Source organism: Bacillus safensis (genome assembly GCF_039619585.1).
GTDB classification, from domain to species: domain Bacteria; phylum Bacillota; class Bacilli; order Bacillales; family Bacillaceae; genus Bacillus; species Bacillus safensis.
This window is the reverse complement of sequence record NZ_CP154909.1, coordinates 2,393,562-2,414,202: the sequence shown is the minus strand read 5'-3', so window position 1 is coordinate 2,414,202 and position 20,641 is coordinate 2,393,562. Positions and strand designations below refer to the sequence as shown.

At 42.9% G+C, this 20,641-nt stretch carries 18 protein-coding genes, 1 other RNA gene and 1 other annotated feature; of the genes, 16 read left to right on the top strand and 3 right to left on the bottom strand.

What is annotated here, in order from left to right:
* Positions 1–28: 28 nt before the first annotated feature.
* Genes queA through yajC form a run of 3 tightly spaced genes read left to right on the top strand, consistent with a single transcriptional unit; the run spans position 29 to position 2,548 of the window.
* Positions 29–1,057 (top strand): tRNA preQ1(34) S-adenosylmethionine ribosyltransferase-isomerase QueA, encoded by a 1,029-nt coding sequence (gene queA, locus AAYR28_RS12405; RefSeq protein WP_041115105.1) that lies wholly within the window; start codon positions 29–31, stop codon positions 1,055–1,057.
* Between the two features lie 31 nt (positions 1,058–1,088).
* A complete protein-coding gene (tgt, locus tag AAYR28_RS12400) occupies positions 1,089–2,234 on the top strand; it encodes a tRNA guanosine(34) transglycosylase Tgt (RefSeq protein ID WP_024423141.1) in 1,146 nt (381 codons plus the stop codon).
* 47 nt (positions 2,235–2,281) lie between these two features.
* Positions 2,282–2,548, top strand: coding sequence for a preprotein translocase subunit YajC (gene yajC, locus AAYR28_RS12395; protein WP_008360993.1), 267 nt, complete (start codon positions 2,282–2,284; stop codon positions 2,546–2,548).
* 49 nt (positions 2,549–2,597) lie between these two features.
* On the opposite strand, the gene AAYR28_RS12390 is transcribed toward yajC, so the two are convergent.
* Positions 2,598–2,975 (bottom strand): TIGR04086 family membrane protein, encoded by a 378-nt coding sequence (locus AAYR28_RS12390; protein ID WP_034279887.1) that lies wholly within the window; start codon positions 2,973–2,975, stop codon positions 2,598–2,600.
* A 152-nt stretch (positions 2,976–3,127) separates the two neighbouring features.
* Here AAYR28_RS12390 and AAYR28_RS12385 point away from each other — a divergent pair, with 152 nt between their 5' ends.
* A complete protein-coding gene (locus AAYR28_RS12385) occupies positions 3,128–3,790 on the top strand; it encodes a DUF421 domain-containing protein (protein ID WP_034279889.1) in 663 nt (220 codons plus the stop codon).
* 1 nt (position 3,791) lies between these two features.
* Here the strand turns inward: AAYR28_RS12385 and spoVB are convergent, their stop codons facing one another.
* On the bottom strand, positions 3,792–5,342 hold the full coding sequence (gene spoVB / locus AAYR28_RS12380; RefSeq protein ID WP_034279890.1) for a stage V sporulation protein B: 1,551 nt from the start codon (positions 5,340–5,342) through the stop codon (positions 3,792–3,794).
* Between the two features lie 116 nt (positions 5,343–5,458).
* On the opposite strand from spoVB, the gene AAYR28_RS12375 reads away from it, so the two are divergent.
* From AAYR28_RS12375 to dtd, 8 genes are all read left to right on the top strand, one after another.
* Entirely contained in the window at positions 5,459–5,755 is a 297-nt protein-coding gene (locus AAYR28_RS12375) for a post-transcriptional regulator (RefSeq protein WP_003216788.1), read from the top strand.
* Between the two features lie 41 nt (positions 5,756–5,796).
* Positions 5,797–8,025, top strand: coding sequence for a protein translocase subunit SecDF (gene secDF, locus AAYR28_RS12370; protein ID WP_061109412.1), 2,229 nt, complete (start codon positions 5,797–5,799; stop codon positions 8,023–8,025).
* A gap of 186 nt (positions 8,026–8,211) precedes the next feature.
* Positions 8,212–8,700, top strand: coding sequence for a cation:proton antiporter regulatory subunit (locus AAYR28_RS12365; protein WP_041115109.1), 489 nt, complete (start codon positions 8,212–8,214; stop codon positions 8,698–8,700).
* Between the two features lie 101 nt (positions 8,701–8,801).
* Entirely contained in the window at positions 8,802–9,152 is a 351-nt protein-coding gene (locus AAYR28_RS12360) for a LapA family protein (protein ID WP_120208287.1), read from the top strand.
* Positions 9,153–9,233: 81 nt separating this feature from the next.
* Complete coding sequence (gene recJ, locus AAYR28_RS12355) at positions 9,234–11,558, top strand: single-stranded-DNA-specific exonuclease RecJ (RefSeq protein ID WP_034279898.1); 2,325 nt, start codon at positions 9,234–9,236, stop codon at positions 11,556–11,558.
* Positions 11,559–11,581: 23 nt separating this feature from the next.
* Entirely contained in the window at positions 11,582–12,094 is a 513-nt protein-coding gene (locus AAYR28_RS12350; protein WP_034279900.1) for an adenine phosphoribosyltransferase, read from the top strand.
* A gap of 141 nt (positions 12,095–12,235) precedes the next feature.
* Complete coding sequence (locus AAYR28_RS12345; RefSeq protein ID WP_034279902.1) at positions 12,236–14,446, top strand: RelA/SpoT family protein; 2,211 nt, start codon at positions 12,236–12,238, stop codon at positions 14,444–14,446.
* Positions 14,447–14,464: 18 nt separating this feature from the next.
* Entirely contained in the window at positions 14,465–14,908 is a 444-nt protein-coding gene (gene dtd, locus AAYR28_RS12340; protein WP_024427859.1) for a D-aminoacyl-tRNA deacylase, read from the top strand.
* A gap of 97 nt (positions 14,909–15,005) precedes the next feature.
* Here dtd and AAYR28_RS12335 read toward each other — a convergent pair whose 3' ends face one another.
* A complete protein-coding gene (locus tag AAYR28_RS12335; RefSeq protein ID WP_120208285.1) occupies positions 15,006–16,586 on the bottom strand; it encodes an SH3 domain-containing protein in 1,581 nt (526 codons plus the stop codon).
* A gap of 137 nt (positions 16,587–16,723) precedes the next feature.
* On the opposite strand from AAYR28_RS12335, the gene AAYR28_RS12330 reads away from it, so the two are divergent.
* The 4 genes from AAYR28_RS12330 (at position 16,724) to ssrS (ending at position 20,594) form a co-directional block, all read left to right on the top strand.
* Positions 16,724–16,894 carry a YrzK family protein gene (locus AAYR28_RS12330; protein WP_003216250.1) on the top strand — a complete coding sequence of 57 codons (171 nt, stop codon included), beginning with the start codon at positions 16,724–16,726 and terminating at the stop codon, positions 16,892–16,894.
* 58 nt (positions 16,895–16,952) lie between these two features.
* Positions 16,953–17,192, top strand: a binding site (T-box leader).
* A gap of 73 nt (positions 17,193–17,265) precedes the next feature.
* Positions 17,266–18,540 (top strand): histidine--tRNA ligase, encoded by a 1,275-nt coding sequence (gene hisS, locus AAYR28_RS12325; RefSeq protein ID WP_041115117.1) that lies wholly within the window; start codon positions 17,266–17,268, stop codon positions 18,538–18,540.
* 18 nt (positions 18,541–18,558) lie between these two features.
* The gene (gene aspS, locus AAYR28_RS12320) at positions 18,559–20,337 is read left to right on the top strand and encodes an aspartate--tRNA ligase (protein WP_139142201.1); all 1,779 of its coding nucleotides are present in this window, start codon (positions 18,559–18,561) and stop codon (positions 20,335–20,337) included.
* 76 nt (positions 20,338–20,413) lie between these two features.
* Positions 20,414–20,594, top strand: a non-coding RNA gene (gene ssrS, locus AAYR28_RS12315) — 6S RNA.
* Positions 20,595–20,641 lie beyond the last annotated feature (47 nt).

Here is a 20,641-nt window from a genome sequence, read left to right as displayed (position 1 = left end):
CTAGTTAACTACAGAATAGGTGAAGGAAATGAAGCTAGAACTATTTGATTTTGATTTACCAGAAAGATTGATTGCACAAGTGCCGCTTGAAAAAAGAGATGCATCAAGACTGATGGTCTTAAACAAACAAACGGGTGCGATTACACATGATACATTCTCACAAATCATCAATTATTTTCAAAAGGGTGATTGTCTCGTTCTAAACAATACGCGCGTTCTGCCTGCACGTCTGTTTGGTATGAAAGAGGATACAGGTGCCAAAGTAGAGCTGCTTCTATTGAAACAAGAAGAGGGAGACCACTGGGAAACACTTGTCAAACCAGCCAAACGGGTGAAAAAAGGGACGGTTATCACGTTTGGTGATGGACGGCTCAAAGCAGTATGCACAGAGGAAATGGAACATGGCGGAAGAAAAGTCGAGTTTCAATATACAGGCATTTTTTATGAAGTGCTTGAATCCCTTGGTGAAATGCCGCTGCCTCCATATATTAAAGAGCAGCTTGACGACCGTGAACGCTATCAAACCGTTTATTCAAAAGAGGTTGGCTCCGCTGCTGCGCCAACTGCCGGTCTCCACTTTACAACCGAGCTGCTGGATGCGCTGAAAGCGAAAGGTGTACACATTGCTTTCATTACGCTGCACGTAGGGCTTGGCACATTTCGTCCGGTAAGTGCAGAACGTATTGAAGAACACGAAATGCACGCAGAGTTTTATGAAATGAATGAAGAAACAGCTGATGAGCTTAACCGCATTCGCAAGGAAGGCGGGCGGATTATTTCAGTCGGCACAACGTCAACAAGAACGCTTGAAACCATTGCAAGTGCACATGATGGTGAGTTCAAAGCCTCAAGCGGCTGGACGTCGATCTTTATTTACCCTGGCTACACATTCAAGGCAATTGACGGCATGATCACGAATTTCCATCTGCCAAAATCCTCGTTAATTATGCTTGTCAGCGCATTAGCTGGACGAGAGCACGTACTTAAAGCGTACAATGAGGCTGTTAAAGAGGAATACCGATTCTTCAGCTTTGGCGATGCCATGCTGATTCAATAACATCATACAACAAAGACAGGAGGGCTCATTTTTGTCGCAATTACCGATACGTTATGAGTTCATTAAATCATGCAAACAGACAGGTGCACGTCTTGGCCGCGTTCATACACCGCACGGCTCCTTTGAAACACCTGTATTTATGCCAGTAGGTACACTGGCTACAGTCAAAACAATGGCGCCTGAAGAATTAAAGGCTATGGATGCAGGCATCATCTTAAGCAATACGTACCACCTATGGCTCCGTCCAGGTCACGATATCGTAAAGGAAGCAGGCGGTCTGCACAAATTTATGAACTGGGATCGAGCAATCCTAACAGATTCAGGCGGATTCCAAGTTTTTTCATTGAGTGAATTTAGAAAAATTGAAGAAGAAGGCGTTCACTTCCGTAATCATTTAAACGGAGACAAGCTGTTCCTATCTCCTGAAAAAGCCATGGACATCCAAAATGCACTTGGCTCTGATATTATGATGGCATTTGATGAATGCCCGCCGTATCCTGCAGAGTACGATTATATGAAACGTTCTGTGGAGCGGACAAGCAGATGGGCAGAGCGATGTCTAACAGCACACCAGCGTCCTGAAGATCAAGGGCTGTTTGGGATTGTCCAAGGCGGAGAATACGAAGAGCTTCGAAAACAAAGTGCAAAAGACCTTGTTTCACTTGATTTCCCAGGTTACGCCATCGGAGGCTTATCTGTAGGGGAACCAAAAGATGTGATGAATCGTGTACTAGAGTTCACAACACCATTTTTACCGGCAGACAAGCCGAGGTACCTAATGGGTGTCGGCTCACCAGACTCCTTAATTGACGGCGCCATTCGCGGTGTAGATATGTTTGACTGCGTACTGCCGACGCGAATTGCAAGAAACGGCACCTTGATGACAAGTGAAGGCCGTCTTGTTGTGAAAAATGCAAAATATGAGCGTGACTTTAGACCAATCGATGAAAACTGTGACTGCTATACATGTAAAAACTATACACGCGCCTATATTAGACATCTCATCAGAACAAATGAAACGTTCGGAATTCGATTAACAACTTATCATAATCTTCATTTTCTGTTAAAATTAATGGAGCAAGTGAGAGAAGCTATCCGTGAGGATCGTTTAGGTGATTTTAAAGAAGAGTTTTTTGAGCGTTACGGCTTTAACAAACCGAATGCGAAAAACTTTTAACGCATAAACGAAAGGCTTTACAATGCTTTAGAAAGGGGTGAAATAGAATGGATGGTGGTATGGGTTCAATCATTATGATTGTTGTCATGTTTGCTGTGCTTTACTTCTTGTTAATCCGTCCACAGCAAAAGCAACAGAAAGCTGTGCGTCAGATGCAGCAATCTTTATCAAAAGGCGATAAAATCGTCACAATCGGTGGTTTACACGGTGAAATCGACTCAATTGATGAATCAAAAGTGGTCATCAAAACAAGCGAAAACAACCGTTTAACTTTCGATCGTCGTGCTATTAGAGAATTAGCTGACAAAGGCTAATCCTCTGATACATAGCCATAAAAAAAAGAGCGATATAACCGCTCTTTTTTTATTTGCCTCGAAGATTGACGCCAATCATTCCCCCCAGCATACAAATGCCTAAAAATGCTCCATGATAGATAAACTGCTCTGGTGAAAACGTTTTTCCAAATCCCAAATATTGAAATAGAAATACAGTGAGGGAAAAAATGATAGACGTGACCGCACCAATCAGCCAGCCACGCTCCTTTGCTTTCCCTCCAGAAATGATGCCTCCTAATAAAAGGGCAGCAAAGGACAAAATCATAATCATCCATTTAAATGATGTTTCCTGCATACTTGTGAATGTAAGCATGAGCGACACAAGTAAACTTGTGACAACCATCACGACAAAAATGGCAATTAAGCCGGATAAAATGCCTTTTCCAATATGTTTCGTTTCCTGCATGTAGATTCGTCTCCTCTCCAATTGAACGAAGCTTGTCTTTTACTAAAATGTATTCACAGTGAAGAAAAAATAGACATGTTTCAGACGTTTCTTTTCTACATAAATAAAGTGTTTTGACACAAGCTATGTTGGAGAAGGAGGGTTTACATCACATGCAGGATATCTTGATCATTTCCATGAGAACCATCATTTTATATTTTCTTATTTGGTTTATATTTCGCTTAATGGGCAAAAGGGAAATTGGCGAGCTGAGCATTTTAGATCTAGTCATTTTTATGATGATCGCAGAAATTGCGGTTCTCGCCATAGAAGAAGTAGAGGATCACATGTTACATACGGTATGGCCAATCCTGCTGTTAACCTTCATTCAAATCACACTTGCTTACCTCTCACTGAAATTCCAAGGCGTCCGGCGCTTTCTTGACGGCAAACCGGCCCTGCTCATCATCAATGGGAAAATAGACGAGGGTGCAATGAGAAAACAGCGATACAATTTTGATGACCTTCTCATTCAATTAAGAGAAAATAACATCGACAGCATTCAGGATGTCTCTTACGCCATTTTAGAGCCGTCTGGAAAGCTCGCCGTTGTCGAAAAAGAAAACAAGCGCAAACATGCAGCGCTTGAGCTTCCACTTGTTGCGGACGGTGTCGTGCAGCATGACCACCTTAAGCAAATCAATCAAAATGAACAGTGGCTGAAAGATGAGCTTGCTAAAAGAGGCTATCATGATATCGATCAAATCTCTTACTGCAGCTTTAATCAAAAAACATTTTATATTGATTTGAAAGATGAAGTGATCAAAAAGAGATGAGCTAAAACAGCTTCCCAATGAACGGGATGCGGCGCAGCTCTTCTCGTTTCACTAGCCCTAGGCAGATTAATAGAATGACATAGAGCGTGCACGTAACAAAAATGAGCGTCACAAGTTCAATAGGAGCAGAAAAGAGTCCGTCTACTTGAGATTTCAGCCAGAGGCTGACAGCCCCTGTACCGATAATCACAAGGACGCATAGTCCATATTCCTTTAATGGTAAATGAATAGGCAGCACCTTTCCGACAGTTGCCGCATGGAGCAGCGTGACAAGGATGATGCCGATTAAGATCGCAAGTGCTGCGCCCATAATGCCAAAGCCAGGCTGGGAAGCAAGGACAAAAATCATCCCTGTTTTCACAATTGCACCTATCAGGCTGTTGGTCATCGCCGCACCAGCTAAATTGAGTGCTTGAAGCACGGCTTGAAGGGGCCCTTGAAAATAATAAAGAAGGAAAAATGGCGCCATGAATTTCACATAAATGGCCGCGTGCGATGAACCATACATAAAGAGCGTTAAATCTTCTGCGTAAACGAAAAGAATAATACATGAAATGCCTCCGCTGAGTAAACAAAGGCGCATCGCCTGCTTCAGCCGGTATTCGACCGTTTTACGTTTGTTCTGCTCCATTCCTTCACTGATCGCCGGAACTAATGCAGTGGAGAGTGAATACGTAATAAAACTAGGCAGTGTCAAAAGGGTCAGGGCAAGACCAGTCAACTCCCCGTACTGCCTTGTCGCCTCTACAGCCGCATAACCAGCAATGGCAAGACTTTGCGCGACAACAATCGGCTCTAAAAACCACGAAATATTCCCGATAAAACGGCTGCCTGTTGTTGGCAGGGCAATGCTCATCAGCTGTTTAAACGTGTCCTTCCCGTCATGAATCGCCTTAAAAAATCGTTTTCGAATACGAATCGTCTTTTTATAGCGGAAGGCGATCAGTAAGTAAGCAAGTGAAATCATCTCTCCAATCACAGATGAAATCATCGCACCTGCTGCCGCAAATTCAATCCCGTAAGGAAGGAAAGCCGTTGTACATACTGCCACTAGTGAAATTCTTGCGACCTGCTCCAGAACTTGAGACATCGCAAGCGGGCTCATCTGCTGTCTGCCCTGGAAATAGCCTCTTAACACACTGGAAATGGCGATGACTGGTACGACGGGTGTAATGGCAAGCAGTGGATAGACCGTTCTAGGATCAGTCAGCATATTTTCTGCCATGATGGGCGCAAACCATAAAAAGAGCGGCGTGAATATCAGGCTGAGTGTTCCTGTTATCGCAAGGGACATGACCAGAATACGTTTTGTTTTCTGTTTGTCACCCCGGGCTTCTGCTTCTGCGACAAGCTTACTAATGGCGACAGGCAGTCCGAATTGTGTGAGTGTCACGGCGAGAAAAAAGGTAGGTGCAGCCATCATATAAAGCCCGACCCCTTCTTCGCCAATGAACCTCGCAATGACAATTCGATTGACAAAACCCAATATTCTCGTGATAAAACCTGCTAAAATTAAAATAATGGTCCCCTTTAAAAACGTTTGCTTCGTCAAATCACAGATCACCTGCCTTCTCAAACGACATAGAATCATATACAATAAGATATGCGTGTATATCGTCCAAGCATGACAAGTCTCTCGATAAAAAACTGAAAAGGGGGAGCTACGCAATGACACAACACCCAGCTGCTATATACAAAGACCATTTAAAGCCTTTTCTGTTCAGTAAGCTTGAAGAATTCATCGTTTTGGGCTATAAAGATGTAGATTTAGAGGAATTATGGTCATACTTAGAGAATAAGAAGTGGAAGAAAAAACAAGAGTATCCGATTCATGAAATGGTTGCAGATATTTTATCTGTGAAAATAGGCGAATTTATGAACTATGCAACCGTTCAGTCGTTTAAAACGTCTGCTTTTTTGGACAGTGAAGATGGCAAGAATATGCTTGATGAACTGTTGAAATAAGCCATCTTAATGGATTCAGGTGTTTAAGGAGGAAATACATAATGAAAAAAGGGCGCATTCTTGCGTTTTTCTTAGTGGTTCTGTTAATCGGAACTGGCGTGGGCTTACTGACAAAGCCTGTTGCGAAAGATATGACGCTAGGGCTGGATTTACAGGGTGGATTTGAAGTCCTGTATGATGTACATCCAGTGAAAAAAGAGGACAAGATCACAAATAGTGTTCTCGTTAGTACAGTGGAGGCTTTAAACCGAAGAGCCAATGTGCTAGGTGTAAGTGAGCCGAACATCTCGATTGAAGGCAATAATCGTATCCGTGTGCAGCTTGCAGGGGTAAAAGATCAAAACAGAGCTAGGGAGATTCTTTCCACTGAAGCACAGCTATCCTTCAGAGATACGAATGATAAAGAACTTCTTAACGGGGCTGACCTAGTCGAAAACAGTGCAAAACAAACATTCAGTCAAACGAATGAGCCAATTGTGACGGTTAAACTAAAGGATGCGAAAAAATTTGGTGACGTCACAAGAAAAGTAGCGGCGATGGCGCCGAATAACCAGCTTGTCATTTGGCTTGATTATCACAAAGGAGATTCCTTCAAAAAAGAAGTCTCAAAATCAAACCACAAGTATGTATCTGCACCAAATGTGAATCAAGAGATTAACAGCAGTGACGTACAAATTGAAGGGAAATTTACTGTCCAAGAGGCAAAAGACCTCGCAAGTATTTTAAATGCCGGGGCATTGCCAGTAAAATTAACAGAAAAATATTCCACATCTGTGAGTGCACAGTTTGGTGAACAAGCACTGAACGAAACAGTGTTCGCAGGAATTGTAGGAATCGCATTTATCTTCTTATTCATGCTGCTTTATTACCGATTACCTGGTCTTATAGCTGTCATCACACTCTCAGCCTATATCTACATTACGCTGCAAGTGTTTGACTGGATGGGCGCGGTCATGACACTGCCTGGAATTGCCGCACTTATTCTAGGGGTAGGGATGGCTGTTGATGCCAACATTATTACTTATGAGCGGATCAAAGAAGAGCTGAAGCTCGGCAAATCTGTCCGTTCTGCTTTCAGGTCAGGGAACCGCAGATCATTTGCGACCATCTTTGATGCAAACTTAACAAGTATTATTGCCGGCGGAGTGCTGTTCTTCTTCGGGACAAGCTCTGTAAAAGGATTTGCAACAATGCTCATCCTCTCGATTTTAACAAGCTTTATCACGGCTGTATTCCTATCAAGATTCCTTCTTGGACTGCTTGTAGAAAGCCGTGCGCTCGACCGCAAAAAAGGCTGGTTTGGTGTCCGCAAAAAAGACATCATGAGTATCCACGAAACAACAGAAAATACCGAACCGAAAACGCCATTTGATAAATGGGATTTCGTCAGCAAACGTAAAGGCTTTATGATTTTCTCCATAGCTGTTACTATTGCGGGAATCATCGTCCTTTCGATCTTCAAGCTCAATGCTGGTATTGACTTTGCTAGTGGAACGAGAATCGATGTTCAAAGCGATCACAAGCTGACAACTGCACAAGTAGAGCAAGACTTTAAAAAGCTTGGTCTTGAAGCAGACAGTGTTGTGCTGTCGGGGCAAAAAGAAAATCAAGCAGCTGCTCGATTTGTCGGGGTGCCGAACAAAGAAAAAATCGCTGAAGTGAAGGATTACTTCAAAGATAAATACGGCACTGAGCCGAACGTAAGTACAGTATCACCGACTGTCGGAAAAGAACTTGCCCGTAATGCGCTGTATGCCGTCATCATTGCTTCCATTGGGATCATTTTATATGTATCCGTCCGTTTTGAGTATAAGATGGCGATTGCGGCGATTATCTCACTGCTGTACGATGCATTCTTTATTGTCGCCTTCTTTAGTATTACGCGCTTAGAGGTGGATGTCACCTTCATTGCCGCGATCCTCACGGTCATTGGGTACTCGATCAACGACACGATCGTTACCTTCGACAGGGTTCGTGAGCAAATGAAGAAACGTAAACCGAAAACCATTGAAGATCTATCGTACATTGTGAACTTAAGCTTACAGCAAACCTTTACGCGATCTGTCAACACGGTGCTGACTGTACTTGTCGTTGTTGTCGCACTGCTTATCTTCGGATCAGCGTCGATTACAAACTTCTCCATCGCCTTACTTGTCGGCTTATTAACAGGGGTGTACTCATCCCTTTATATCGCGGCACAAATTTGGCTGATGTGGAAAGGCCGTGAGCTGAAAAAACCAGCTAAGATTGATACAGAACAAGATATTTAATCTAGAAAGACTGCCTTTTTCGGCAGTCTTTTTCTATCGATTTTTCTGAAAATAAGATGATTTGAAAAAACATTTCGGGTTTCATTGATCTTGAAATGGTCTTTTGCTATAATGACTTACGTTTAGACCAGTATAGAAAGCAAGTGTCTGTTTAGGCATTTGGCTTTATTCATTGGAGGGGCTGTTATGAAGGTTCGGGAAACTGAACTGCCAGGTATCGGTCATAAAGCCGAAATGATCACAAGAAATAATGAGAAGCTTGCCATCATTACACATGATGACGGCAGAAGAGAAATGTATCATTTTCAGGAGGACGACCATGAAGAAACGATTTCTGGCATCCTGCTAAACGATGAAGAAGCAAGACAAATTGCGGCTATTTTAGGCGGCATGGTCTATAAGCCGAAAGCGCTTGAAACCGTAGAGGTAGCCATTGATGAACTGGTGATTGAATGGTTTAAAATTGAAAAGAATGCACCAGCTGTTCAAAGAAGCATCGGTGACCTCAATGTTCGCCAAAACTATCAAGTAACAGTCATCGCCATTGTGAGAAAATCACATGAGAAGATTTTAAATCCAGGACCAGATACCATCATCGAAGAAGGGGATACCCTTGTCATTTCTGGAGAAAGAAAAGAATTAAAGAATCTGATTAAAGAAAAACTCAGCAGCTGATGATGCCCATGCTGATAGGTTTTCTTCCACTGCTTTCTTTCGGTGTTTAAAAAAGGCAGCGAAAAGGGAAGAATAAAAGAAAAAGCTTGGGGGATATGTAGATGAACAAACAACAATGGACCATCATACTCGCATTTATTTTCGTATTAATTGTCTCAGTATTTGCCGTGATTAATGTACGGCCTGTCGAGGTACACTACTTATTTGGAACGGCTGAATGGCCGCTGATCCTTGTCATTATCGGTTCAGTTTTAATGGGCGGGCTGATTGTGGCATTTGCAGGGATCTTCCAAATTGTGAAACTGAAACGTGAACTAAAAGCATTAAAAGCTGAGCGTGCAGCCGCTGCACCTGCTGCGGCGACGAAAAAGGCAGACAGAGATCTTCAAAAGAAATCTCATGTCACGCCTTTAAAAGAACAGCCAGCATCATTTGACCGGAAGGGAAAATAATCTTCCAGCACAATTTCATAAAATAAAAATTGAAACCCCTCAGGCCACTCTAGTATAATAGTGTGGTTGAGGGGTGAATTTATGTTATTATCCAAAATGCGCTGGGAATATGAACATCCAAGCGAAGAAAAAGTGAAATCACTCTCTGAAAATCTGAATATTTCAGCGCTGACTGCATCGCTTCTCGTAAAAAGAGGAATTGAAGAAGTAGAAGAGGCGAGGTCTTTTTTATTTGATCAAAAAGCCGAATTTCATGATCCATTTCTATTAAAAGGAATGAAAGAAGCAGTAGAGCGCATCAACAAAGCGATCGAAGAGCAGGAATCGATTGTGATCTTCGGAGACTATGATGCAGATGGTGTGACAAGTACGTCTGTACTTTTACATACATTAAAAGAGCGGTCTGCGATAGTAGACTTTTATATTCCAGATCGATTTAAAGAAGGCTATGGGCCTAATGAACAGGCATTTCGATATATCAAGGAGCAAGGAGCATCGCTTGTCATCACGGTCGATACAGGCATTGCTGCTGTAAATGAAGCACGTATTGCAAAAGAAATAGGGTTAGACCTAATCATTACAGATCACCATGAACCAAGTGAGGAGCTGCCTGAGGCACTTGCTATTGTCCATCCTAAGCAGCCTGGCTGTGAGTATCCCTTTAAAGAACTTGCTGGTGTAGGCGTAGCGTTTAAAGTGGCGCATGCACTGCTTGGGAAGCTGCCAGTTCAGCTGTTAGATCTTGCAGCAATCGGGACAATTGCGGACCTTGTACCGCTTCATGATGAGAATAGGTGGCTCGCCAAAAAAGGCCTTGTGCAGCTTCGGCAGTCGAATAGACCGGGGCTGAAAGCGTTATTGAAAGAAGCGGGAGCCACTCTAGAAGAAGCCAATGAGGAAACGGTCGGCTTTCAAATTGCGCCAAGGCTGAATGCTGTAGGACGAATTGAACAGGCAGATCCTGCCGTTCATCTTCTGATGACTGAGGATAAGGATGAAGCAGAAGAGCTCGCTCGTTTTGTACAGGAACTGAATAAAGAACGACAAAAGATTGTCAGTACGATCACAGAAGAAGCCATTCAAATGGTGGAAGAGGCAGGTGATGACCAGTCTGCGATCGTTGTAGCGAAAGCTGGCTGGAATCCGGGCGTTGTCGGAATTGTTGCCTCTAAATTGACGGATACTTTTTCTCGTCCGGCGATTGTGCTTGGAATAGATGAAGAGACGCAAATGGCAAAAGGATCAGCCCGGAGTATTCCTGGCTTCGATCTATTTTTCCATCTAAGCAAATGCCGCGACATCCTGCCGCATTTCGGGGGGCACCCGATGGCAGCAGGGATGACACTTCGAGCGGATGATGTCGCTTTACTAAGGGAAAGATTAAATCAATATGCAAATGAAACATTGACGGAAGAAGATTTTATTCCAATACAGCGGGTCGATGCAGTATGCAAGGTAGACGAATTGACGGTTGAAGCGATTGAAGAAGCGGGGATGCTGTCACCATTCGGTATGTCAAACCCAAAACCGTTCATTATGATTGAAGATGCGAAGCTTGAAGATATTCGAACGATTGGGGCAAATCACAACCATATTAAAATGTCTCTGAAAGACGAAGACAAGCTGCTTGACTGTGTCGGTTTTCACCAAGGGAAATTAAAAGAAGAAATTGTTCCAGGAAGCCGCATTTCCGTGATTGGAGAAATGTCCGTCAATGAATGGAATAACCGGAAGAAGCCCCAGCTGATGCTAAAAGATGCACGAGTTGATGAATGGCAGCTGTTTGATCTGCGCGGGAAAAAGGATTGGGAGAAGAAAGTCTCGACGCTTGATTCAGAAAAATCTTTGGTTGTCTGTTTTGATGAAGCAACAAAACAGGACGTCGATATCCCCATTCATCATGTTCATGCAGAAAATGTATCAACGTTTGATGTACAGGGCAAATATGTGGTCTTTGCGGATGTTCCCGCAGATGAGCAATTGCTGAAGCAGCTTTTAGAAAATCAAAAGCCTGCCAGAATTTATACCGTTTTTCAAAGAAAAGAAGATCATTTTATGTCCTCTTTCCCAAGCCGTGACCAATTCAAATGGTTTTATGGGTTCTTGTTTAAACGGGGAAGTTTTCCTATCAAAGAACAAGGAATGGACCTTGCCAAACATAGAGGCTGGACAAAAGATACAATCATTTTTATGACAAAGGTGTTTTTTGAACTCGGTTTTGTTAAAATAGAGAATGGTGTGCTGTCAATAGTACTTGATGCCCCTAAAAAAGATTTAACGGCATCAGCATCCTATACAGCAAAACAACGATTGATGGAACTCGATCAAACACTAACATATTCCTCAGCTAAAGAGCTGAAGGAATGGCTGAATAGCATGATGAGCGAAGTCTCACCTGTGCTTTGACGTACGAGGAGGAAAAGGAAAAGATGGATTTAAAACAATATGTGACAGTTGTACCTGACTACCCAAAGGAAGGTGTACAATTTAAAGATATTACAACGTTAATGGATAAAGGCGAAGTGTACCGTTATGCAACGGATCAAATCGTTGATTACGCGAAGGAAAGAGACATTGATCTCATTGTTGGACCTGAAGCGCGTGGATTCATTATTGGCTGCCCTGTAGCATACGCACTTGGTGTAGGTTTTGCACCGGTTCGTAAAGAAGGAAAGCTTCCTCGTGAAGTCGTTAAAGTCGATTACGGCTTGGAATATGGTAAAGATGTATTAACGATTCATAAAGATGCGATTCGTCCTGGTCAGCGTGTCCTGATTACTGATGACTTACTTGCGACTGGTGGAACAATTGAAGCATCCATTAAGCTTGTAGAGGAATTAGGCGGCGTTGTGGCAGGGATTGCATTTTTGATTGAACTGACGTATCTGGACGGCAGAAAGAAGCTTGACGGCTACGACATCATGACGTTAATGCAATACTAATGGAGTTTTCGTAAAAAGCACTCAGTAAGAAGGGTGCTTTTTTCCTATCAAAAATCTTTTAGCGGACTTCTTCTCTTTACATCTATCGAATTTTTCTTGATAATAAACTACAATACAGTTTTCATTTAAAAAGGTGATTCCATGGCGAACGAACAAGTTTTAACGGCGCAGCAGGTCATTGACAAGGCAAGAGAATACCTGTCCGCTGAACATATTCAATTTATAGAGCGAGCATATGAATATGCTGAAAATGCACACAAGGAGCAATACCGGAAATCTGGTGAGCCCTATATTATCCATCCAATTCAAGTGGCGGGTATTCTTGTTGATCTTGAAATGGACCCATCAACCATTGCAGGCGGTTTCCTGCACGATGTAGTTGAGGATACAGATGTGACATTACAGGATTTAAAAGAGCATTTTAACGAGGAAGTAGCAATGCTTGTTGATGGTGTCACAAAGCTCGGGAAGATTAAATATAAATCACAAGAAGAACAGCAGGCCGAAAACCATCGAAAAATGTTTGTTGCAATGGCGCAGGATATCCGCGTGATCTTGATTAAGCTGGCAGACCGTCTTCATAATATGAGAACGCTCAAGCATCTTCCGCAGGAAAAGCAGCGGAGAATTTCAAATGAAACACTTGAAATCTTTGCACCGCTTGCGCACAGATTAGGGATTTCAAAGATTAAGTGGGAGCTTGAAGATACAGCACTCCGCTATTTAAATCCGCAGCAATATTACCGGATTGTGAATCTGATGAAGCGCAAACGAGCGGAACGTGAGGAATACTTGGACGAGGTTGTCAATGAAGTGAAAGACCGCGTGTCTGAGGTAAACATCAAGGCTGAATTTTCCGGCAGACCAAAACATATTTATAGTATTTATCGCAAAATGGTCTTGCAAAATAAGCAGTTTAATGAAATTTATGATCTGCTTGCCGTTCGTATTTTGGTTGACAGCATTAAAGACTGTTATGCTGTGCTCGGGATTATCCATACATGCTGGAAGCCGATGCCAGGCAGGTTTAAGGATTATATCGCGATGCCAAAGCCGAACATGTACCAGTCTCTTCATACAACGGTGATTGGACCAAAAGGCGATCCGCTTGAAGTTCAGATCCGTACAGTGGAAATGCATGAAATCGCAGAATACGGGATTGCGGCACACTGGGCATACAAAGAAGGTAAAGAGTCAGCAGAATCAACGGAAGAAGCGGTCTTCCAGAAGAAGCTCTCTTGGTTTAGAGAAATTCTTGAATTTCAAAACGAATCCACAGATGCAGAAGAATTTATGGAGTCGTTAAAGATTGATCTTTTCTCTGATATGGTGTTTGTGTTTACTCCAAAAGGAGACGTCATTGAACTGCCGTCGGGCTCAGTTCCAATTGATTTCTCTTACCGGATTCACTCGGAAATTGGGAATAAAACGATCGGTGCCAAGGTCAATGGCAAGATGGTCACACTCGATCACAAACTAAAAACAGGTGACATTATTGAAATTCTGACATCAAAGCACAGCTACGGGCCAAGTCAGGATTGGGTCAAGCTTGCCCAAACCTCCCAAGCGAAGCACAAGATCAGACAGTTTTTCAAAAAACAGCGCCGTGAAGAAAATGTCGAAAAAGGCCGAGAGCTCGTGGAGAAAGAAATCAAAAACCTTGAGTTTGACGTCAAAGACATTCTGACAGCAGAAAACCTGCAAAAAGTGGCTGACAAATTTAATTTTTCAAACGAAGAGGACATGTATGCAGCTGTTGGATATAACGGCATTACTGCACTGCAGGTCGCCAATCGTTTAACGGAAAAAGAAAGAAAACAAAGAGATCAAGAAGAGCAAGAGAAAACCGTTCAAGAAGTGACGGTGGAACCGAAGACGTATCACGGGAAAAAACGGGAAGCTGGCGTAAGGGTCAAAGGAATTGATAACCTGCTTGTCCGCTTATCTAAGTGCTGTAATCCTGTTCCTGGCGATAGCATTGTCGGTTTTATTACGAAGGGCCGAGGCGTATCTGTTCACCGCGACGACTGTCCGAACGTGAAGACAGGAGAAGCGCAGGAGCGGTTAATTCCCGTCGAGTGGGAGCATGAGCAGCCTGCTCAAAACCGTAAAGAATACAATGTAGAAATTGAAATATTAGGATATGATAGACGCGGCTTACTCAATGAGGTGCTTCAAGCAGTCAACGAAACCAAAACGAACATCTCCTCTGTTTCTGGGAAGTCTGATCGTAACAAAGTGGCGACGATCCATATGGCGATCTTTATTCAAAATATTAATCACTTGCACAAAGTGGTCGAACGCATTAAACAAATCAAAGACATTTACTCTGTTCGCCGATTCATGAATTAGAAAGGAAGTATATCGTCTATGAGGCTTGTTGTACAGCGTGTGACAAATGCATCTGTGAAGGTAGAAGAAGAGATCACAGGTGCCATCAACGAAGGATATATGGTGCTTGTTGGTGTCACACACGAAGATACAGAAGAAGATGTGCTTTACTTAGCTGAAAAGCTTGCACATTTACGTATTTTTGAAGATGAAAATGGGAAAATGAATCGTTCATTATTGGACATAAAAGGAAGCGTTCTGTCTGTATCACAATTTACCCTATATGGTGATACGAGAAAGGGCAGACGGCCGAATTTTATGAAAGCCGCCAAGCCGGATGCAGCCAACTCGCTTTATGAATGTTTCAATAAAACCCTTAGAGAAAAAGGCATCCATGTCGAAACTGGCCGTTTTGGTGCGATGATGGACGTGTCATTGACCAATTCAGGACCAGTCACGATCTTGATGGACAGCAAAGAATAGATTCTCTTTAGACTGTAGATGAACTCATGCGGGAGTTTGTTTAGAGTCTTTTTCTTTTGCGGATAAACAAAAAAGAGGCGCAGCGGCCTCTTTCTTTTTAACGGAAATATTGTTTTAATCCTTCAGTCATTCCTTCTGTGACTCGTTCTTGGTAAGAGGCGCTATAAATGATCGCTTCCTCCTGAGGATTGCTTAAATACCCGAGTTCATATAAAAGGGAAGGGCGTTTGTTTTCTCTTAAAACAAAGTAATCTCCGAATTTGACACCCTTATCAGGGATTTGAGAGCGTTTTGCAACTTCTGAATGAACGCTTGACGCTAATTGCTGATCTTTTGCTGCTTGATAATAATACGCTGTACTTCCTCTAACACTTTGATCCATAAAACTATCGTAATGAAGACTAATAAATGCATCTGCATTTCGGTAATGAGATGTTGCCACCCTTGATTGAAGGCTGATAAAGGTATCATCACTTCTTGTTAAATATACATTTGCACCAGAAGCCCTTAATTTGCCTGCCAGTAAATTGGCGGTTTTGATGGTGATGTTCTTTTCAAAAGCACCGTCTGCGCCGATTGTGCCGCTGTCTTTTCCGCCATGACCAGGATCAAGAACAATCGTTTTCCCTTTTAAAGAACCAGTTCCAGACGATGAATCCTGCTGAGGTCTTGGCGCGTCGCTGCTATTTTTCTTCGTTTGAACGACCCAGCTCGCCACATAGCCAGTTCCGCCGTTTGATAGTGTCACCTCGTACCAGTCACCTTGCGTCCGAACGATTTGATAGGCAGCTCCTTTTGTTGCTCTTTCTGCAATCCCAGCAGAGGTAGAAGCGCTTTTTCGAATATTGGTGCCATCATAGACAATGTACGCTTTTTGTTCAGAAGCCGAAGAGGATGAACTCTTTTCAGGTGCAGAGCCTGCTCCTTTGCCTGTGACAATGTAATAGCTTGCAACCCAGCCTTTTACGCCTTTCCCCTCAATTTCATACCAGCCGTTCTGCTCTCGCAAAATGGTGATCTGTGTGTTGCGGGCAAGTGAAGCGACGACTTGTGCATTTGGTGCGGCCGATTGCCTTACATTCAAGCTCGATACGCCAACTGTGCCTGTCTGGTTAGAGCGAGAGGACTCGCCGGAGCTTGATTGAGAAGTTTTCTGCCCCTCTGAAACATAATCAGAGTGAACCCAGCCTTCTGCTTGTTTATACGAAATTTTCGTCCATTCGCCGCTTGTCTCGAGCTTTTTAGCGGTAGCACCTTGCGGGAAAGTACCAATCACTTGATAGGAAGTCCCGGGGCCTGTCCGGATGCGAAGGTCGGAAGCTGTTGAAGTAATTGTACTGCCTCCAGCCGTGCTTTGACCTTGCGCCTTTGGCTTCGCGGATTTTTGAGCGCCGGATGATGTGGTAATCAGCCATGAGACGACCCAGCCTTTTTGTCCGTTTGATAATTGGATCTGCACCCATTCTCCTTGTTCAGTGAGAATGGGATAACTTTCGCCGCGTTTCACAACAGCTGCAATTCCATAGCTTAAACCAGGGCCCGTTCTCACATTGATTTCATCTGTTGCGACAACAGCTTGATCTGTTTGTGCTGTAGCATGTGTCATAGGCAAAGAACTCGCGATGAGAACAAAACAAGTAAGCAGCATCATCATTTGATTATGTTTTTTCAGATTCAAAACGGTGTTTTCCCCTCCCTTGTAAAACCGATGAATGTTAATTCGTTATGTAGTGGATGAATTCCTTGCAGTTTCCCTAATAAAAATGAATCAATCTGTTTATACTAAATAAAAATGTGATAAAAGGATGTACAAACATGAGATTAAGCAGAAAATTAGGACGAGTGCAATATAATGGACATCGTGATATCGACCGCTGGCAGCACGACGAAATGGATCAGCCAGGCTTCCTTGAAGAGACCGCATCTGAATACGGATGTACGTCAAAAGAAGAGCTGGAAAAGAAAAAGAGGCACGGCAAGGGTTGACAGAGTGGCAGCACCGACCTTATTATAATATAAATCAACACACTTGAAAATTTAAAATGTGGAACTGATGATAGAGAATAGTAGGGTAAATTGCGTGAGCAGAGAGGAATCGCCTTAGGCTGAAAGCGAATCCGCATGGCATTTATCACGAAAGAACACTCTGTAGGTTTCCTGCTGAACGCTCTAAAAATGAGTCAATAGGCGGAGAACGTGAATCTGCGTTAAGGATTTGAGCGGGAACATGGCTGGATCATGTTCCAACTAGGGTGGCACCACGGGTATAACTCTCGTCCCTACTATACACATAGTAGAGGCGGGGGTTTTTTATATGTCCACATAAAAAATGAATGATGGTCGTAGGAGGACGAAAAATGAGTTTTAATATTCCAAGAGGCACACAGGATATTTTACCTGGAGAGTCAGAACGCTGGCAGTATGTTGAACAAATTGCGAGAGATACATGTGCAGCCTTTCAATACAAAGAAATCCGCACACCGATTTTTGAGCATACTGAGCTGTTTGCACGGGGAGTAGGCGAATCAACTGATATCGTTCAAAAAGAGATGTACACATTTGAAGATAAAAAAGGACGCAGCATCACACTTCGTCCAGAGGGAACAGCTTCAACCGTCCGTTCTTATGTTGAAAATAAATTGTTTGCACAGCCTGCTCAGCCAACAAAGCTGTATTACATCGGACCAATGTTCCGCTATGAACGTCCGCAAACAGGAAGATATCGTCAATTTTATCAATTTGGGATAGAAGCGATTGGTTCCAAAGATCCTGCCATTGATGCTGAGGTCATTTCGCTTGCGATGAGTGTGTATGAGAAAGCAGGTCTTTCTAACTTAAAGCTCGTCATTAACAGCCTTGGTGACAAAGAGAGCCGTGCAGACTACCGCACAGCACTGGTCAAGCACTTTGAACCAAGAATTGAGGAATTCTGTCACGACTGTCAAACGCGTTTACATCAAAATCCGCTTCGTATTCTTGATTGTAAAAAGGATCGTGATCATGAATTGATGGCAACAGCTCCATCCATTCAAGATTTCTTAAATGAAGAATCGCGGACTTATTTTGAAAAGGTTAAACAATACTTATCGGATATAGGCATTGAGTATGTCGTTGATCCAAATTTAGTACGCGGTCTTGATTACTACAATCACACAGCATTTGAGATCATGAGTAATGCAGAAGGCTTTGGTGCGATTACAACATTAGCCGGCGGCGGCCGTTATGATGGGCTCGTTGAAGGAATTGGCGGTCCTGAATCACCAGGGATCGGATTTGCGATGAGTATTGAGCGTTTCTTATCTGCGATCGATGCTGAAGGAATTGAGCTTCCTCTGCAAGATGGTATTGATCTATACATTGCTGCTCTCGGAGATGAAGCGAAGGATTATTCTGTTTCATTATTAAACCGTCTGAGAAAAGAAGGTATCTCAAGTGAAATGGACTATACAGGGAAGAAACTAAAAGGACAATTTAAAGCGGCTGATCGATTAAAAGCCAAATTTATTGCAGTTCTTGGTGAAGATGAGCTTGCGCAGCAAATTGTGAATGTGAAAGATACGACAACGGGTGAACAAATTGAAGTGAAGCTTGATGAGCTGATTCAAATGTTGAAGGCCCACCAGAAAGCGTAAAGAAGGAGTGGAATGTTTGTGTTTGGTAGAACTTTTTATTGTGGAGAAGTAACAGAAAACCAAATCGGTCAGTCAGTTGTATTAAAAGGATGGGTTCAAAAAAGGCGTGACCTAGGCGGATTAATCTTTATTGATTTGCGCGACCGTACAGGGATTGTACAAGTTGTCTTCAATCCAGACCTATCAAAAGAGGCGCTTGAGACAGCAGAATCAATTCGTAATGAATATGTCCTTGATATTAAAGGAACGGTTGTTGCAAGAGAAGAAGCAACGATCAACCCAAATTTAAAAACGGGCAAAATTGAAATTCAAGTCGAAACGGTCACCGTTTTAAATGAAGCGAAGACTCCTCCTTTTGTGATTTCAGATCAAGCAGATGAGGTATCAGAAGATGTTCGTTTAAAATATCGTTACCTGGATCTTCGCCGCCCTGCAATGTTTGAAACAATGAAAATGCGACATGAAGTCACAAAAGCATTCCGCCATTTCTTAGACGACAACGGCTTTCTAGACATTGAAACACCAATTTTAACGAAAAGTACCCCAGAAGGTGCGCGTGACTATCTTGTTCCAAGCCGTGTACACGAGGGAGAATTTTATGCATTGCCTCAGTCTCCGCAATTATTTAAACAATTGCTGATGGTTTCTGGAATGGACCGTTATTATCAAATTGCCCGCTGTTTTAGAGATGAAGACTTGCGTGCTGACCGTCAGCCGGAATTTACACAAGTCGATATTGAAATGTCCTTTATGAGTCAAGAGGATATCATGACGCTTGCTGAAGAGATGATGGCGAAGGTGATGAAAGATGTCAAAGGAGTAGACCTTACATTGCCATTACCTCGTATGACATACGATGAAGCGATGAATTCTTATGGATCTGATAAGCCGGATACACGCTTTGAGATGAAGCTAGTGAACATTTCAGACACGGTAAAAGACTCCGATTTCAAAGTGTTTAGCGGAGCTGTGAAAAATGGTGGGTCTGTGAAAGCCATCAATGTAAAAGGGGCTGCAGCGAACTACTCAAGAAAAGACATTGATGCACTTGGTGCATTTGCAGCGAACTACGGTGCAAAAGGTCTAGCTTGGCTAAAAGCAGAAGGGACTGAATTAAAAGGGCCGATCGCTAAATTCTTTGATGAAGCAAAGCAAGCTGAATTAAAAGAACAGCTGCAAGTTGAAGAAGGCGACCTTTTACTTTTTGTTGCAGATAAGACGTCTGTTGTCCATGATGCGCTTGGTGCACTTCGCTTAAAACTAGGTAAAGAGCTTGGACTGATCGATGAGTCTGTATTCAATTTCTTATGGGTTGTCGATTGGCCGCTGCTTGAAAAAGATGAAGAAGAAGGCCGCTTCTATGCTGCCCATCATCCATTCACAATGCCAGTTCGCGAGGATCTTGAATTAATTGAAACAAGCCCGGAAGACATGAAGGCACAGGCTTACGATCTTGTGCTGAATGGCTACGAGCTTGGCGGAGGTTCTATTCGTATTTTCGAAAAGGACATTCAAGAAAAAATGTTTGGCTTACTTGGTTTTTCAAAAGAAGAAGCTTACGAACAATTTGGCTTCCTGCTGGATGCGTTTGAGCATGGTGTTCCTCCGCATGGCGGAATCGCGCTGGGTCTTGACCGTTTAGTGATGCTGCTTGCAGGCCGCTCTAACTTAAGAGATACGATTGCATTCCCAAAAACGGCAAGTGCGAGCTGCGTTCTCACAGATGCCCCTGGCCATGTAAGCGAGGCGCAGCTTGATGAGCTGAGTTTAGCGATTAAAACAAAAGTAAAACAGTAAAATAGGCGCATGTTTATAGGTATGTAAACGCTTGAAAAAGAAATATGCCTATGATATGCTTTCATCAATAATAAATAAAGTCCTGATACGTACGGTGGTTACCTAGTTTTGACCGAACATTTTTTTATACGGGAGCTTGCCTTTCCTTTCTGCATAAATGCCTCTTTAGAGGACTTATAAAGTCAGGAAGAAAGCACCCACCTGCATGGTGCGGGGTTCAAAACGAAGGAAATGCTGGCGGCGTCATCGGGACTTTTTTGTGTTTTTTTCTTTTAGAGAAGGATGACGAAGAAGTCTGTATATG

What these genes read in the sequence shown, in the direction of transcription:
- queA (WP_041115105.1), top strand. Translation starts at nt 29, where the DNA reads ATGAAGCTAGAACTATTTGATTTTGATTTACCAGAAAGATTGATTGCA.
- yajC (WP_008360993.1), top strand. Translation starts at nt 2,282, where the DNA reads ATGGATGGTGGTATGGGTTCAATCATTATGATTGTTGTCATGTTTGCT.
- AAYR28_RS12390 (WP_034279887.1), bottom strand. Translation starts at nt 2,975, where the DNA reads ATGCAGGAAACGAAACATATTGGAAAAGGCATTTTATCCGGCTTAATT.
- AAYR28_RS12385 (WP_034279889.1), top strand. Translation starts at nt 3,128, where the DNA reads ATGCAGGATATCTTGATCATTTCCATGAGAACCATCATTTTATATTTT.
- AAYR28_RS12375 (WP_003216788.1), top strand. Translation starts at nt 5,459, where the DNA reads ATGACACAACACCCAGCTGCTATATACAAAGACCATTTAAAGCCTTTT.
- secDF (WP_061109412.1), top strand. Translation starts at nt 5,797, where the DNA reads ATGAAAAAAGGGCGCATTCTTGCGTTTTTCTTAGTGGTTCTGTTAATC.
- AAYR28_RS12365 (WP_041115109.1), top strand. Translation starts at nt 8,212, where the DNA reads ATGAAGGTTCGGGAAACTGAACTGCCAGGTATCGGTCATAAAGCCGAA.
- AAYR28_RS12360 (WP_120208287.1), top strand. Translation starts at nt 8,802, where the DNA reads ATGAACAAACAACAATGGACCATCATACTCGCATTTATTTTCGTATTA.
- recJ (WP_034279898.1), top strand. Translation starts at nt 9,234, where the DNA reads ATGTTATTATCCAAAATGCGCTGGGAATATGAACATCCAAGCGAAGAA.
- AAYR28_RS12350 (WP_034279900.1), top strand. Translation starts at nt 11,582, where the DNA reads ATGGATTTAAAACAATATGTGACAGTTGTACCTGACTACCCAAAGGAA.
- AAYR28_RS12345 (WP_034279902.1), top strand. Translation starts at nt 12,236, where the DNA reads ATGGCGAACGAACAAGTTTTAACGGCGCAGCAGGTCATTGACAAGGCA.
- dtd (WP_024427859.1), top strand. Translation starts at nt 14,465, where the DNA reads ATGAGGCTTGTTGTACAGCGTGTGACAAATGCATCTGTGAAGGTAGAA.
- AAYR28_RS12330 (WP_003216250.1), top strand. Translation starts at nt 16,724, where the DNA reads ATGAGATTAAGCAGAAAATTAGGACGAGTGCAATATAATGGACATCGT.
- hisS (WP_041115117.1), top strand. Translation starts at nt 17,266, where the DNA reads ATGAGTTTTAATATTCCAAGAGGCACACAGGATATTTTACCTGGAGAG.